The sequence below is a fragment of the Streptomyces sp. NPDC002701 genome (assembly GCF_042889045.1).
In the GTDB taxonomy this organism is placed as follows: Bacteria; Actinomycetota; Actinomycetes; order Streptomycetales; family Streptomycetaceae; genus Streptomyces.
On the sequence record NZ_JBIAQL010000012.1, the window covers coordinates 95,570 to 108,992 of the forward strand.

Annotated in this window: 12 protein-coding genes; 5 read left to right on the top strand and 7 right to left on the bottom strand. The window is 72.8% G+C overall.

Annotated elements, in window-relative coordinates; genetic code table 11:
- Positions 1–26: 26 nt before the first annotated feature.
- The 3 genes from ACFYXC_RS27700 to ACFYXC_RS27710 all read right to left on the bottom strand — a co-directional run bounded on the left by ACFYXC_RS27700 (position 27) and on the right by ACFYXC_RS27710 (position 4,862).
- Entirely contained in the window at positions 27–1,610 is a 1,584-nt protein-coding gene (locus ACFYXC_RS27700) for a nickel transporter (RefSeq protein WP_389554528.1), read from the bottom strand.
- A 53-nt stretch (positions 1,611–1,663) separates the two neighbouring features.
- Positions 1,664–3,187, bottom strand: a complete 1,524-nt coding sequence (locus ACFYXC_RS27705) for a tetratricopeptide repeat protein (protein WP_389554530.1) — start codon at positions 3,185–3,187, stop codon at positions 1,664–1,666.
- Between the two features lie 133 nt (positions 3,188–3,320).
- Entirely contained in the window at positions 3,321–4,862 is a 1,542-nt protein-coding gene (locus tag ACFYXC_RS27710) for a DUF4331 domain-containing protein (RefSeq protein WP_389554531.1), read from the bottom strand.
- A 258-nt stretch (positions 4,863–5,120) separates the two neighbouring features.
- Between ACFYXC_RS27710 and ACFYXC_RS27715 the strand changes: the two genes are divergently transcribed.
- From ACFYXC_RS27715 to ACFYXC_RS27725, 3 genes are all read left to right on the top strand, one after another.
- Positions 5,121–5,663 carry a sigma-70 family RNA polymerase sigma factor gene (locus ACFYXC_RS27715; RefSeq protein WP_388913957.1) on the top strand — a complete coding sequence of 181 codons (543 nt, stop codon included), beginning with the start codon at positions 5,121–5,123 and terminating at the stop codon, positions 5,661–5,663.
- Positions 5,660–6,445: an anti-sigma factor domain-containing protein gene (locus ACFYXC_RS27720; RefSeq protein ID WP_389554533.1), complete on the top strand. Its 786-nt coding sequence runs from the start codon at positions 5,660–5,662 to the stop codon at positions 6,443–6,445. The genes ACFYXC_RS27715 and ACFYXC_RS27720 overlap by 4 nt, the downstream gene beginning before the upstream one ends.
- A 115-nt stretch (positions 6,446–6,560) precedes the next feature.
- Entirely contained in the window at positions 6,561–6,830 is a 270-nt protein-coding gene (locus ACFYXC_RS27725) for a hypothetical protein (protein ID WP_388913951.1), read from the top strand.
- A 74-nt stretch (positions 6,831–6,904) separates the two neighbouring features.
- Here the strand turns inward: ACFYXC_RS27725 and ACFYXC_RS27730 are convergent, their stop codons facing one another.
- The 4 genes from ACFYXC_RS27730 to hmgA all read right to left on the bottom strand — a co-directional run bounded on the left by ACFYXC_RS27730 (position 6,905) and on the right by hmgA (position 11,846).
- Positions 6,905–8,119, bottom strand: a complete 1,215-nt coding sequence (locus ACFYXC_RS27730) for a CaiB/BaiF CoA transferase family protein (RefSeq protein WP_389554535.1) — start codon at positions 8,117–8,119, stop codon at positions 6,905–6,907.
- 217 nt (positions 8,120–8,336) lie between these two features.
- Positions 8,337–9,536: a type ISP restriction/modification enzyme gene (locus ACFYXC_RS27735; protein ID WP_389554536.1), complete on the bottom strand. Its 1,200-nt coding sequence runs from the start codon at positions 9,534–9,536 to the stop codon at positions 8,337–8,339.
- Between the two features lie 41 nt (positions 9,537–9,577).
- Positions 9,578–10,327, bottom strand: a complete 750-nt coding sequence (locus ACFYXC_RS27740) for a GntR family transcriptional regulator (protein WP_388913942.1) — start codon at positions 10,325–10,327, stop codon at positions 9,578–9,580.
- Between the two features lie 133 nt (positions 10,328–10,460).
- A complete protein-coding gene (gene hmgA, locus ACFYXC_RS27745; protein WP_389554539.1) occupies positions 10,461–11,846 on the bottom strand; it encodes a homogentisate 1,2-dioxygenase in 1,386 nt (461 codons plus the stop codon).
- Positions 11,847–12,024: 178 nt separating this feature from the next.
- Between hmgA and ACFYXC_RS27750 the strand changes: the two genes are divergently transcribed.
- Together ACFYXC_RS27750 and ACFYXC_RS27755 are read left to right on the top strand one after the other, a co-directional pair.
- Positions 12,025–12,753, top strand: coding sequence for a nuclear transport factor 2 family protein (locus tag ACFYXC_RS27750; RefSeq protein ID WP_389554541.1), 729 nt, complete (start codon positions 12,025–12,027; stop codon positions 12,751–12,753).
- Positions 12,750–13,370, top strand: coding sequence for a TetR family transcriptional regulator (locus ACFYXC_RS27755; protein ID WP_389554542.1), 621 nt, complete (start codon positions 12,750–12,752; stop codon positions 13,368–13,370). Before ACFYXC_RS27750 ends, ACFYXC_RS27755 begins: the two co-directional genes overlap by 4 nt.
- The last annotated feature ends 53 nt before the right edge of the window (positions 13,371–13,423 follow it).

Sequence of the window (13,423 nt, forward strand, 5' to 3'; positions counted from 1 at the left end):
TCCGCACGATTCTGAACAAAAGTAGCTCAACCGAGCGCGGTTGCGGCCCCCTTGAACACCAGCCCGGCGCCGAGGGCCACCACGACGAACGCGGATCCGATGGGCGTGGCCCGGCGCAGCCGCGCCGCGGTACGGCCCCCCGACCACCTGGCGCCGTTCTCGATCGCCTTCGCGACCCTGCTGCCGACCCTGACCACGGCGAACCCGGCCGCCGTGAGCGTGAGGGCGAGCCCGGCGCCGTACGCCAGCACGAGCAGCAGCCCGAACCACGCCTTGCCGAGCGCCGCGGCGCCGACGAGCACGACGACGGCGGAGGGGCTGGGCACGAGTCCTCCGGCGAAGCCGAGAAGAAGGGTGTCCTTGAGCTTGAACGCCGGGCCGTGCGGGTGCGGGTGGGGATGGGGATGGGGATGCGCGTGAGAGTGGGGGTGGGACTCGGGCCGAGGGTGCGCCTGGTCGTGGTCGTGTCCGTGGTCGTGGTCGTGGTCGTGGTCGTGTCCGTGGTCGTGGTCGTGGTCGGGCGTGGGGCCGTGGCTGTGCGGGTGGCCGTTCCCCGGGGAGTGGCTGTGGGAGTGGCCGTGTCCGTGGCCGCGCTGTCGCCAGGCCCGGCGTACGAGGGTCGCGCCGGCCACCGTGACGATGATGCCGCTCGTCACGCCCAGCCAGGCGATGACCGAGGGGGCCGCCGCCGAACCGGCCGTGACGAGGATGCCGAGGGCGACCACACCGAGCGTGTGGGTGACGGTCACGGAGACGGCGAGCGGCAGCACGTCGCGCATCGTGGCGTCGCCCCGGGCGGCGGCCGTGGCGGCCATGATCGTCTTTCCGTGCCCCGGAGCGAGGGCGTGCAGCGCGCCGAGCAGCACGGCGATGCCGAGGGCGAGCGCGGCGAAGCCCAGGGTCAGGTCGTGGCGGGACACCAGGTCGTCCAGAGCGCGGGTGAAGCGGTCCGCGCCGCGCGGCAGTACGGAGGAGGCGGGCGCGTCGGAACTCTCCTCGACGAGCGCGGGTCCACCGGGGCGGACGCGCAGCGAGGCGGTCGACGTGTCGGCCGGGGACGACAGCAACTCGGCGGGATACTCGCTCAGTTCACCCGATATGGACTTCTCGGGTACGTCCGACGCGGCCAGCGTCGTCCGGTCGCCGCGTGCCGTGACCTCGCGCCAGCCGGGTCCGTCGTCCACGGAGGCCCGGAAGCGCAGCGACAGGTCGCCCTCGGGCAGCGGAGCCGTCCAACGGCACTCCACCCGCAGGGTCTTGAGGCCGGCCTGCCCCGGCCGCACCCTGGCACGGCTCTCGCCGGCCGTCAGGGCGACGGGCTTCCCGCCCACGGCCACCCTGCTCCTCCCGGCCGCCGTCGTGCACCGCTCGCGGGCCCAGTTCTCCCGGCCCGCCTTCTCGATGGCGGGCCCGGCCTGGGTCGCCGGGATCTCCGCCAGGTCCTCCACGTGGAGGACCCGCAGCTCTCCCGGGGCGACGACGAGCCCGTCGTACCGGTTGACGGTGAAGTTGCCCAGCGGATGCGCCGAGGCCGTCGTGGAGGGGATCAGCACGAGCGCACAGACGGCCAGGAGCACGGCCAGGCAGGACCCGGACGCACGACGGCGCACGGACGTCCTCCGCGGGACGGGCCGGGAGCGGCGGGCACGCGGGACGAGGACGCTCACCGGGCACCGCCCAGCGCCCGCAGGGTCCGCTCGGCCAGCTTCGCGCCCACCGGTGAGAAGCCCGGGTTGAGCCGCAGCGCCGACGACAGACTGTCGCGGGCCTCCTTCTCGTGGCCGGTGGCGTGTTCGATCATGCCGCGGTGGTAGCGGAACGTCGCGTCGCGGTAGCCGGTGGCCGTGGCGCGGCGGGCGTAGGGCAGGGCCTCGTCGTCGCGGCCGTTGACGTGCAGGGCCCAGGCGAGCGCGTCGGCGGTGTGGACGGTCCTGCGGCGCTCCCACTCGGCGCGCGCCGCGCGCAGGGCGGCCTTGCGGTCGCCGTGATCCGCGGCGGCCAGCGCGGTGTCCAGGTCGGCGTTCACCCCGTTCGCGCGGGCCAGCGCCGTCCAGGCGTTGACCAGGGCGTACTGGTCGCGGGCGGTCACCCGGTCGCCGGTGCCGTCGCGTGCCTCGTACAGCTCGCCCAGGACGACCAGCGGGCCGGGCAGCGGGAAGCGCGCCACGACCTCCTCCATCCCGGCGATCGCGGCGGCCGTGTCCCCGTTCGCGGCCTGCGCCCGGGCCCGCCCCTCCAGCGCCGGCAGGTAGGTCCCGTCGGCCCGCAGCGCCCGCTCGTAGTAGGTCAGCGCCGTCCCGTACGCGCCCTCGCGCCAGGAGAGCTGGCCCAGGGACGAGGCCACGTACGCGATGTCGCCGGGCGCGGTCGCACCGGCCAGGGCCTGTTCCAGGACACGGCGGGCCGTACGGACGTCGCCGCGCAGCTCGCGCACATAGGCGTACCGCGTGAAGACCGGGACGCCGGGGCGGCGGGAGTCGGCCTGGTCGGCGGCCTTCGACGCCTCCTTGTAGCGGCCCAGTTCCACCAGGGCGTCGATACGGACCGACAGCGCGCGCTCGTTGAACGCGTTCTCGTCCAGCGCCCGGTCCGCGTAGCGCAGTGCCTGCGGGAACTCGTGCCGGGCCGCGGCCAGCGCCGCCCGGCCCGCGAGCGCCGGATCGTTGTCCGGGCGCAGGCGCAGCGACCGCTCCAGCGCGCGCTGCGCCTGCGGATAGCGGGACGGGTCGCCGTTGGTGCGGGCCTGCTCGACGTAGGCGACGCCCAGCGTGGCCCAGCCGCCGAAGTCCTCGGGCTGCGCCTTCAGATGGGACTGAAGCGCGGAGATGCCCGACGCCAGGGTGCCGCTCGCCAGGAGTTCGGGAGCGAGCTCCGGCGCGGCCGACACCGTGTCCGTACCGCGGTCGCCCCTGCCGCCCAGCACCACGGCCCCCGCGGTCATCGCGACGGCGAGAGCCAGGACGCACGCCGCGAGCTGCAGCACCCGGTGACGCCCGGTCTCCCGCCGCCCCTCCGCACCGGCGCCCCGGACCCCGTTGACCCCCGCCCCCGCGCCCCCCGCGGACGGCTCCGCGGGCAGTGCCGGTCCGGGCGGCTCCGTGGGCGCGGTGCCCGGCGTCCCGGGTGCGGTGGGGGCCTCTTCGGCGGGGTTCCTCTCCTGCGCGTCGTCGTTGCTGCGCGGGGACATCGCTCTCCTCGATCGCCCTGGCGGGACGCCCTGGTGGGTCGCCCTGGTGGAAACGGTGGTTCGCGTGACGGGTGGCGCGGCCCGTGCGCCGTGGGGGACGGACACGCACGGACCGCGCCGGTCCGAGTGCGGCTCAGTAGGCCCGGCGGCGGCCGCGCCACCACAGCAGACCCGTGCCGACGAGCAGGAACCCGGCGGCGCCGGACGCCGCCGAGACGGCGATCAGCGTGGTGTCGTCCATACCGGCCGTGCCGGTCGTCCCGCCGGCGGGCTGCAGCGCGTCACCGAGCTGGTTGCGGACGTCGTTGGTGCCGGTCGTGCCCTTGGCCAGCGGTCCGCGCGAACCGGAGGTCGGCAGGGCGACGTACGGGAACGTCCCCCCGAACTTCTGGTCGTTCTCGTCGACCGCGTCACCCAGGTCGTTCTTGGCGCCGACCAGTTCGCCCTCGACGACCTGCAGCGCGATGTCCAGCACGTCGTCGCCCAGGCGGCGGCCGTTCGGGAAGCCCGCGTTGTCGCCGTCCAGCACACCGAGGCGCTTCTCCTCGGCGGCCGGCTTGATCGAGGTGTTGAGGCGCAGCATCTCCGAAGGACGCACGTTCGGCGGCTGGTTGAGGCCCTCCACGCCCTTCAGGAACACGTCGACCAGGTCGTTGCGGGGCTCGGCGGGCGCCTCGATCTTGTAGATCGCCTCGATGAGCTTCGGCAGCTCGGGGTTGGTGACGTTCTTCAGGAAGTCACCGTCGTTCCAGGGCGCGGACGCGTTGAACTTGTCCTTGTCCTTGATCGGGTTGACCACCTCGTTCACCAGCGGCATCCCGAGGCGGGAGACCTGCCGGAAGTGACCGCCCGCGTTCTTGCGCTGCGTCGTCGACCAGATGCCCACGACCGGCTGCTCCGCCGACTCCTGGATCATGTCGTTCGGCACCTGGAGGGCGACGCTGTTGACGTTGTAGCCCTTCAGCGTGTCGTTGCCGACCTCGGACAGGTTCCCGCCGTACAGCAGGTCGAAGACCCGCAGGTCCAGGAAGAACGGGTCGTCGGCCTGGCCGGCGAACGTCGTCGCCCCGCCCGGCAGTTCGTGCACCGCCTGGTCACGGAGCTTGGCGTAGTCCGGCATGGACGCCTTGCCGACGTTCGACGGCGCCACCGGCACGTCGTCCGCGACCTTCGTCCGCTTGACCAGGTGCTGGTCCTTCAGTTGCAGCAGATCTATGTCGTAGGTCTGCGTGATGTTGAGGTCCGGGTCGTCGAGGCTCTCGACCGGACCCGTGTTGTAGAGGAAGGTCTTGTCGTTCTTCGTGTGCGTCCTGAACGTGTAGCGGAAGACCAGTTCGCCCTGCGCGTCACCGTTGTTGTCGATGTGCAGGTCGTACTGGGCGTCCTCGGCGAACGGGAAGAAGTTCGGCCCGCCGGCCGGTTCCTCGAACGGGATCCAGTTCGCGACGATGGTCGTCGTATCCGGTTTGTCGGGGCTCGCGAACGCGTACACGTCCGTGTTGTCGTACTGCGGCTGCCCGGAGATCAGCGGAGCCTCCCGGTGGCTGGAGGCGCTCGCGCTCCCCGGTTGGAGCGCGGTCACACCGGCGGCCGCGAGCCCGCCGGTGGCCAGCGCACCGCAGACAAGGGTCGCGAGGCTCCTGCGTCCCACGAACCCACTGGTGAAAGGTGTCATGCCGTCCGTCCTCTGTCCCAAAGCCGTGTCCGGCGGTGATCCGGGCCGGAGCGACCTGTGGAGTGGTCCGCTCCCGCGCTCGTACCGCGGCGGTCGGTGTTGCCTGATGCACGCCATTCGGAGCCGGCGGGAGAAAGGATTGGTTCGGGATTCACCCGCGTTTTCGAGCGGTTGATCCGTAACCCCATCCGACGGCGTTCCTGCGCCGAATACGTGGGGACGGGACGGACCGTTCACAGTTGGAGAAGGGGGAGACGGGTGGAGGCGGACGAACTCCTGGTGCTCGTCGCCGGAGGCGACCAGAAAGCCTTCGAGGATCTGTACGCCCTGGTGTCCGGGCCGGTCTTCGGGCTGGTGCGCCGGGTGGTGCGGGACCCGGCCCAGTCGGAGGAGGTGGCGCAGGAGGTACTCCTCGAACTCTGGCGCTCCGCGGCGCGCTACGACCCCGGCCGGGGCAGCGCGCTCGCCTGGGTGCTGACCCTCGCGCACCGCAGGGCGGTCGACCGGGTCCGCAGCGCCCGCGCCGCCGGGGAGCGCGAACTGCGCATGGCCCGGCGGGCGAACGGCCCCGCCTTCGACCACGTCGCCGAGGAGGTCGAGGCCGGCCTCGAACGGGAATGGGTACGCCGCTGCCTCGACCGGCTCACCGCCCTGCAACGTCAGTCCGTCACCCTCGCCTACTACGACGGCTACACCTACCGCGAAGTCGCCGAACGGCTCTCCCTGCCGCTCGGCACCGTCAAGACGCGCATGCGTGACGGACTCACGCGGCTGCGCAACTGCCTGGGAGGTGTCGCATGACCAGCATCTTCCGGCGCGGCGAACTGCACTCACTGGCCGCCCCGTACGCCCTCGACGCCTTGGAACCCCATGAGCACAAACGATTCGAGAAGCACCTGAAGCGCTGCGAGCACTGCGCCGCCGAGGTGCGCGCCCTGCGTGAGGACGCGGTGCGCCTCGCCTGGTCCACGGCCGCCCCGGCCCCCGCCGCGCTGCGCGACCGGGTCCTCATGGCCGTACGGACGACCCCTCAGGAACCGGCGGGCGCACCGCCGCACACCCGCTCACGCGGGGAGCGCGCGCCGTCGCGCGCCCGCCGCTCGGCCTTCTCCCCCTTCCTCGTCCCGCTCGCCTCCACGACGGCGGCCGCCGCCCTCGTCGTCGCCGCGCTCTTCGGCATGCAGGCGTCGCGTACGCAGGACCGGCTGGCCGAGGAGCGGGCGCAGGCGCGTGAGATCGCCCACGTTCTCGCGGCACCCGACGCCCGTGCGGGCGCCGGACGCGACCCGGACGGCCAGGGGATCGGGGTCGTCGCGTCCGCCTCGCAGCGCACCGCCGTGGTGACCGCGGCCGGTCTCACGACGCCTGCGGACGAAAGGGTCCACCAGCTGTGGCTCATGCGACCGGAGGGGAAGCCGCGGTCCCTGGGGCTACTCGACGGCGACACGCCCTTGGTCGCCACCGGACTGAACCCGGACGCGACCTCACTCGCTGTCACCGTCGAGCCGCAGGGCGGCTCTCCGCAGCCCACCACCGCACCGGTTGTCCAACTCGCCCTGGAATCACTCGGATTCGGAGAGTAATCATCAACACCCGTACTGGGGAGTGGAATCCCGTGCCCGGGATACACGAGTGTGTCGAGGGAGCGATAGGGTTAACCTGCCCGGGCCGGGTGCCCTCGTATGGGTGGGGAGTGACATGGAACAGATAACAGTGCGTGGCAGGGCGCGAGTCCCTGCGATCACGTGTGGGAGCAGCGCGACCAGTTCGCGCCTCGACCGCCATCTTTCGGTGATGGGCGGCCCTGCCGTCCCGCAGCGCGAGGCGGCCGAGGCGACGTTGCTGATGCGTGAGCTGACCTCGCGTGACACCGCGCACGACCGCACCGGCAGGGGCGCGCGAGTGAGGCGGGTCTCGCTCTTCGCACCGCTGCGCCGGCTGCGCCGTTCCCTCTTCGGCGGCCGCTGACCGGCGGCCCCGGTCGCTGACAGGCGGCCGAATCCGAGCGGGAACAGCAGGATCAGCGGGACCCCGACCCGCGCTCAGGCGGACACACCGTCCCGGCGCAGTGCTGCGATCTCATCGTCCGTCATCCCCACGGCACGCAGCACCGCCTCGGTGTGTCCCCCGAGCGCGGGTACGGGCCCCATCCTCGCCGCCTCCCCGCCCGGCAGCGTGATCGGCGGCAGCAGGGCCCTCAGCGGCCCGGCCGGCGACGCCACTTCCCGCCACCGGTCCCGTGCCGCGAGCTGCGGATGCTCCGCCACCTCCGTCACGTCCCGCAACAGCGCGCAGGCGATCCCGGCCGCCTCCAGCCGCGCCACCGCCTCTTGTGCGGTGAGCGCCAGCAACACCCCGGCCACCAACTCGTCGGTACGGTAACGGTGTTCGACACGTGCCGCGTTCGTCGCGTACGTCGGATCATGGGCCAAATCCGGCCGCTCCAGCACCTGCTCGGCGAGCCGGCGCCACTCCCGGTCGTTCTGCACCGACAGCAGCACCCGCCCGCCGTCACGGGTCGGGTAGCCGTCGTAGGGGGCGATGACGGCGTGCGCGAGCCCGGTGCGCGCCGGGGGAGTTCCTCCGTGCATCGCATGGTGCAGCGGATGCCCCATCCACTCCGCCAGCGCATCGAGCATCGACACCTCCACCGGGCCGCCGCGCCCTGTCGTACCCCGCCGCACCAGCGCCGCGAGCACCCCGGAGAAGGCGTACATCGCCGCCGCGATGTCGGCCGCCGGGATGCCCGCCTTGACCGGTTGCCCGGCCGTGCCCGTCACCGACACCAGCCCCGCCTCGCACTGCACGAGCATGTCGTACGCGCGCTTGTCGGCGTACGGTCCCGAGGGCCCGTAGCCGGAGATGTCCACGGCGATCAGCCGCGGGTGCGCCGCGCACAGCGTGGCGGCGTCCAGGCCGAGCCGGGCGGCCGCGCCCTGGGCGAGGTTCTGCACGAAGACGTCGGCGCCGGCCACGAGGCGGTGCACCACGTCGAGTCCGCGCGGGTCCTTCAGGTCGAGGGCGACGGACTCCTTGCCGCGGTTGCACCACACGAAGTGCGAGGCGAGGCCGCTTGCCGCGGTGTCGTAGCCGCGGGCGAAGTCGCCGCCGTCGAGGCGCTCGACCTTGACGACCCGCGCGCCGAGGTCGGCGAGCTGCCGGGTGGCGAAGGGGGCTGCGACGGCCTGTTCCACGGCGACGACCGTGATGCCGGTCAGGGGCAGCGGCTGGGGTGGGGGGTATGGGGGTGGGGGCATGAGGTGATCATGGCTTGTGGGTGCGGGTTTGTCAGTGGCTGGTCGCGCAGTTCCCCGCGCCCCTGAAGGACTGCGCCGTTCCCCGCGCCCCTGAAAAACTGCGCAGTTCCCCGCGCCCCCTGAAAGGTCGCGCCGTTCCCCGCGGCCCTTGACGACTGCGCCGTTCCCCGTGCCCCTAGGGGATCGTGGCGTTCTCCGTGGGTCGGTGGGTGGTGGGTCAGAGTAGGGTGAATTGGCCTTCTGGGCCTTCCTCGGGGTGGGTCAGGACTGTGGCGGGGCGGCGGGTCCGGTTGGGGGGTGGGAGTACGCCTGCCTTGTGCAGGGCCTTCGTGGTGAGGGGGGAGCGCAGTTCCAGGGCGGCCTGCTGCGGGCGCAGTTCGGCGAGGAGCGCCAGTACCGTCACCACCTCCAGCAGTTCCGACGTCCACGGCTGGGGCCACGCCGTGGGACGGATCGCCTCCAGCGTGCCGGGCTCGGGGCGGGTGATCCGGCCGCCGAACCACTGCTCCAGGACACGCACTCCGCCCACCTCGAAGTCCCAGGCCGCGGGCGGGACGGGGGAGATGCGGCCCTCGTCCAGGTGGAGGGTCTCCTCGTCGCGGTCGTAGCGCAGGGCGACGGGAAAGGCGGGGAGCGGCGCCCGTACGTAGGGGCGGCGGCCGCCGGGGAGTCTGGGGCGTTCGCCGTCGCGGCGCGCCAGCCGCAGCATGCGGTGGCCCAGGTCCGTGCCGCGCGCCCACAGTTCGGGGTCGGTCGTGAGGGGGACCGTGGGCCCGTTCGGTCCCGGACGCGCGAGGGCGAGCGTCCACGCGAGGACGTCCAGGGCGGTGGGGGTGTGGCCGAGGTGCCCGGTCAGCAGCTCCAGGAGGCCCGGTACGAGGTTCGGTTCGAGGCCGCCGGGGCGCCGGTACAAGGGACGGACGCGTCCGGGGCGGGCGGCGGGGGCCGTCTTCGGATGGGGCGGGGTCACCGGGAGGACGGACGCGGCCAGCAGGGCCGGGCCGTCCGGAGCGGGGGCCTGCTCGACCGCGAAGACCTGGTGTGCGTCCGCCACCCGCCACAGCTCCGGCCGCGCCGCGTCGATGAGCCGGTGGTCGGGGATGAGCCACTGCTCGTCGAACGGCCCGGCCAGGACCCGCACCGGCTCCGCGCAGGGACCCGACGCACGGGCCAGCCGGACCGTTCCGGAGGACTGGCCGGGCAGCTGCCCCACCGCCGAGTGCAGATTCCGCGCGCGGGTGACGCCGAACAACGCCTCCCGGTCGGGCCCTTCGGCCTTCACGAGGGCGTCCCACCGTGCCTTCAGGGACGCCGCGTCGGGCGCCGCCGGCCACGCCCGGCCCAGCCGGGGAGGTGCGACGGACCACGGCATGAGGTCCGCGAGCAGCGGAGCGTCGTCGTGCGTCACGTCCGGCATCGTACGACGTGGGCCCTCGGCCGCGACCCGGTCCCGCACGGTCAGTGGGCGTCGAGGGTGACCGTGAACGAGAAACGGTCCCCCCGGTAGTGGATGCGGGCCACGTCCAGCGCCCGGCCGTCCTCACCGTGCACGACGCCCGTGTAGTGCAGGATCGGGCTCAGCAGCGGGACCTGGAGCAGCCGCGCCGTCTCCGGGTCGGCGAGCCGCGCCTCCACGGTGTCGGTGATCTGGCCGATCCGTGCCCCCGCGACGTCCCGCAGGACCTTGGTCATGGGCCAGCGGACCAGGTCCTCGGGGTCGATCAGGGCGGCCAGTTCGGGCCGGACGTAGTTGCGCGCGTGGTTGGTCGGTTCGCCGGTCTTCTCGTCGCTGCGCAGCCGGTGGTACGTCGCCACCTCCGCGAGATCGGGGAAGTGCTCGGCGAGTTCGCCCGACACCGGTTCGCTGCCGTGGTCCAGCAGTTCCGTCGTCATGCCCGACTGCTGGGCCACGATGGCGTCGACCGAGCCGAGGAGCCGGACCGGGGTGCCCCGCGTGGCGCTCGGCTCGATGAACGTGCCGCGCCTGCGGTGGCGCGAGATGAGCCCCTCGTCCTCCAGCTCCTTGAGCGCCTGCCGCATGGTCAGCACGCTCACCCCGTAGTGCTCCGCCAGTTGTTCCTCGGTGGGCAGACGCAGCGGATCCTGCGGCGACCGCCCCAGTATCGAGGCGCGCAGGGACTGCGACACCTGATACCAGAGCGGCAGCTTGCGGTTCAGGACGATCGAGTCCGGGGCGAAGGAGGTCACGAAGGTATCCGTACCGGTCGCGGGCCTTCGGTGCAACGGGCGGTCGTCCAGCGGCCGTCCAGCGGTCGTCGACGGGGCATCCGGACGGGGCATCCGGACGGGGCGTCCCATGGTGACCGGCCCGTCTCGGGCGTCACGGACGGTCGGCGGGCCGGAAGTGGCGCTCCAGGCCCCGCCACACGTCGTCGTACGCGGTCTGCAGGTGTCCGGCCCCGGCGGCCTGCGCGGTGGCGGTGACCGGCCAGCGCGTCTCGAACATGAAGGCCAGTCCGTCGTCGACCTTCTGCGGCCGCAGCTCGGCGGCGCTCGCCCGCTCGAACGTCTCACGGTCGGGACCGTGCGCCGACATCATGTTGTGCAGCGAACCGCCGCCGGGCACGAAACCCCCTTCACCGGCGGTCTTGGCGTCGTACGCGCCCTCGATGAGCCCCATGTACTCGCTCATCACGTTCCGGTGGAAGTAGGGCGGCCGGAAGGTGTCCTCGCCCACCAGCCAGCGCGGCGCGAACACCACGAAGTCGACCCCGGCCAGGCCGGGTGTGTCGGACGGCGACGTCAGCACGGTGAAGATCGAGGGGTCGGGGTGGTCGTAGCTGATGGTGCCGATCACATTGAAGAGGCGCAGGTCGTAGACGTACGGCAGGTGGTTGCCGTGCCAGGCCACGACGTCCAGCGGCGAGTGGTCGTACATCGCCGTCCAGAGGTTCCCGCAGAACTTGTTGACCACCTCGACCGGTCCCGGGGTGTCACCGTCGTCCTCGTACGCGGCGACCGGTGCCCGGAAGTCCCGGGCGTTGGCGAGGCCGTTGGCACCGATCGGGCCGAGGTCGGGGAGCTGGAAGGGGGCGCCGTAGTTCTCGCACACGTATCCCCGGGCGGACACGTTCCGGTCGTCGCCGGGCGTGGTGTCCAGCAGCTCCACACGGAAGCGCACCCCACGGGGGATCAGCGCCACATGTCCTGGCTCCACGTGCAGCAGCCCGAACTCGGTGCGCAGCAGCAGCCCGCCGCGCTCCGGGACGATCAGCAGCTCGCCGTCGGCGTCGCTGAACACCCGGCGCATGGAGGAGTTGGCGTGATACAGGTGCACGGCCATGCCGGTGCGCTGCGTGGCGTCGCCGTTGCCGCCCAGCGTCCACAGGCCGGCCAGGAAGTCGGTGCCGGGCGCGGGCTCCGGCAGCGGGTTCCAGCGCAGCCGGTTCGGGTCCGGCACCGTCTCCGTGAAGGGGGCCGTGCGCAGGGTGCCGTTGCCGGTGCGGGTGAACGCGGGATGCGCGGCCGACGGACGGATGCGGTACAGCCAGGAGCGGCGGTTGTGCGCCCTCGGCTCGGTGAACGCCGACCCGCTCAGCTGTTCCGCGTACAGCCCGAGCGGGACCCGCTGGGGTGAGTTGCGGCCGAGCGGGAGGGCGCCGGGCACCGCCTCCGAGCTGTGCTCGTTGCCGAACCCGGAGAGATACGTCAGCGCCTCGGCGGTCTTCCGCAGTGCCCCGGCGCCGTGGTGCGCGTCCCCGCTCATGATGGCTCCCTCGTTCCCGATTCCTATGCATCACCGTAGGATTCGGCGCATCGGTGCGCAAGGGGGAATCCGCCGGGCCCGGTGGGAGACCGCGTGATCCCGCCAAGGGCGCCGCGGTGGCCCGGAACCCGACCTGAGGGGGATCCGGCTGTCGGACCGGTGCTCTAATCTCCCGGGCATGTCGTGGACGCGCGTACTCCTCACCGCTGTCGCGGTCTGTGCGCTGCTCGGCGCTCTGCTCGTCGGAGCCACGGGCTGCGGGTCCGGCGGCGCGCGCGAGGACGAAGAGGACGAAGGGGTGCGGCCGTCGCCGGCGGGCGAGGTGCTCAAGGACACCGACGAGGAGGGGCGGCACTACCGTGAGATCGACAAGCGCGGCGCGCCCGGGGTCGAGATCGAGATACAGCCCGACGGCGACGACGGGTGGGACGTCCGGCTGACCGTCCACGCGTTCCGCTTCTCGCCGGCCGGTACGGCGAAGAAGGCCGAGCCGGGCCGCGGGTACGCCCTGCTGCGGCTGGACGACCGCCCCCTGTCCGTTCTGCGCGGACCGGTCCACCACCTCGCGGGCAACGTTGTCCCGCGCGGCACGCACCAGGTGACCGTGCGGCTGCACGCCGACGACGACACGGTGTGGGCCGTCGACGGCGAGCCCGTCCAGAGCACGGCCGACATCACGGTGTCCGACCCCGGCCCCGCCCGCCCGGCGCGGACCACGGCGACCGGTGTGCCGCTCCGGGCCCCGGCGGCCGGCGTGTTGCCGCCCGCCGTTTCCGTACGCGGTGGTGGACGTCAGGTGACGCGCGGCACGGGCCCCGGTGGACGAGAGGTGCGGGCAACGTCGTCGTACGCAAGGGCAACGTTCACCGGACCCCGTTCACCGGCCCTCGGCGGAGAGGCATCATGAAACCTGTGCCCCACGCCACCTCGCTGCGCCGCGCGCCCGTCCAACGCCGTAGCGCCGAACGACTCACCCGCATCCTCGACGCCTGCGCCGATCTCCTGGACGAGATCGGCTACGACGCCTTGAGCACCCGCGCGGTCGCCCAGCGCGCCGGGGTGCCCATCGGATCCGTCTACCGGTTCTTCGGCAACAAACGGGCCATGGCCGACGCGCTGGCCCAGCGCAACTTCGACATCTTCACCGACCGGGTCTCCCGGCGCCTGCGGGAGACCGGCGAGGGGGCGGGCTGGCGGGAGGCCGTGGACGCGGTGCTCGACGAGTTCCTCGCCATGAAGCGCACCGCGCCCGGATTCACCCTGGTCGACTTCGGCAACCAGATACCCGTCGGCACCCGCGACGCCGAACCCAACACCCGGGTCGCCGAGGGTCTGACGGACCTGCTCTCCGCCCACATCGACCGCGCTCCCGACGAGGACCTCCGCCGCGCGTTCCTCATCGCCGTCGAGACCGCCGACACCCTGGTCCAACTCGCCTTCCGCCTCACTCCGTCGGGCGACGAGCAAGTCATAGCGGAGACCCGGGAACTACTGCGCGCATACCTGTCACGCTCACTGGACTGACCCCCACGCCCCAGCCCCGCGACGCGCGAAGGCGTCACATGGCCGCACCGCAC

Bases quoted from the DNA above. Each gene is read 5' to 3' on its own strand.
- ACFYXC_RS27750 (WP_389554541.1), top strand. From the start codon at position 12,025: ATGTCGTGGACGCGCGTACTCCTCACCGCTGTCGCGGTCTGTGCGCTG.
- ACFYXC_RS27705 (WP_389554530.1), bottom strand. From the start codon at position 3,187: ATGTCCCCGCGCAGCAACGACGACGCGCAGGAGAGGAACCCCGCCGAA.
- ACFYXC_RS27755 (WP_389554542.1), top strand. From the start codon at position 12,750: ATGAAACCTGTGCCCCACGCCACCTCGCTGCGCCGCGCGCCCGTCCAA.
- ACFYXC_RS27735 (WP_389554536.1), bottom strand. From the start codon at position 9,536: ATGCCGGACGTGACGCACGACGACGCTCCGCTGCTCGCGGACCTCATG.
- ACFYXC_RS27710 (WP_389554531.1), bottom strand. From the start codon at position 4,862: ATGACACCTTTCACCAGTGGGTTCGTGGGACGCAGGAGCCTCGCGACC.
- ACFYXC_RS27725 (WP_388913951.1), top strand. From the start codon at position 6,561: ATGGAACAGATAACAGTGCGTGGCAGGGCGCGAGTCCCTGCGATCACG.
- hmgA (WP_389554539.1), bottom strand. From the start codon at position 11,846: ATGAGCGGGGACGCGCACCACGGCGCCGGGGCACTGCGGAAGACCGCC.
- ACFYXC_RS27720 (WP_389554533.1), top strand. From the start codon at position 5,660: ATGACCAGCATCTTCCGGCGCGGCGAACTGCACTCACTGGCCGCCCCG.
- ACFYXC_RS27730 (WP_389554535.1), bottom strand. From the start codon at position 8,119: ATGCCCCCACCCCCATACCCCCCACCCCAGCCGCTGCCCCTGACCGGC.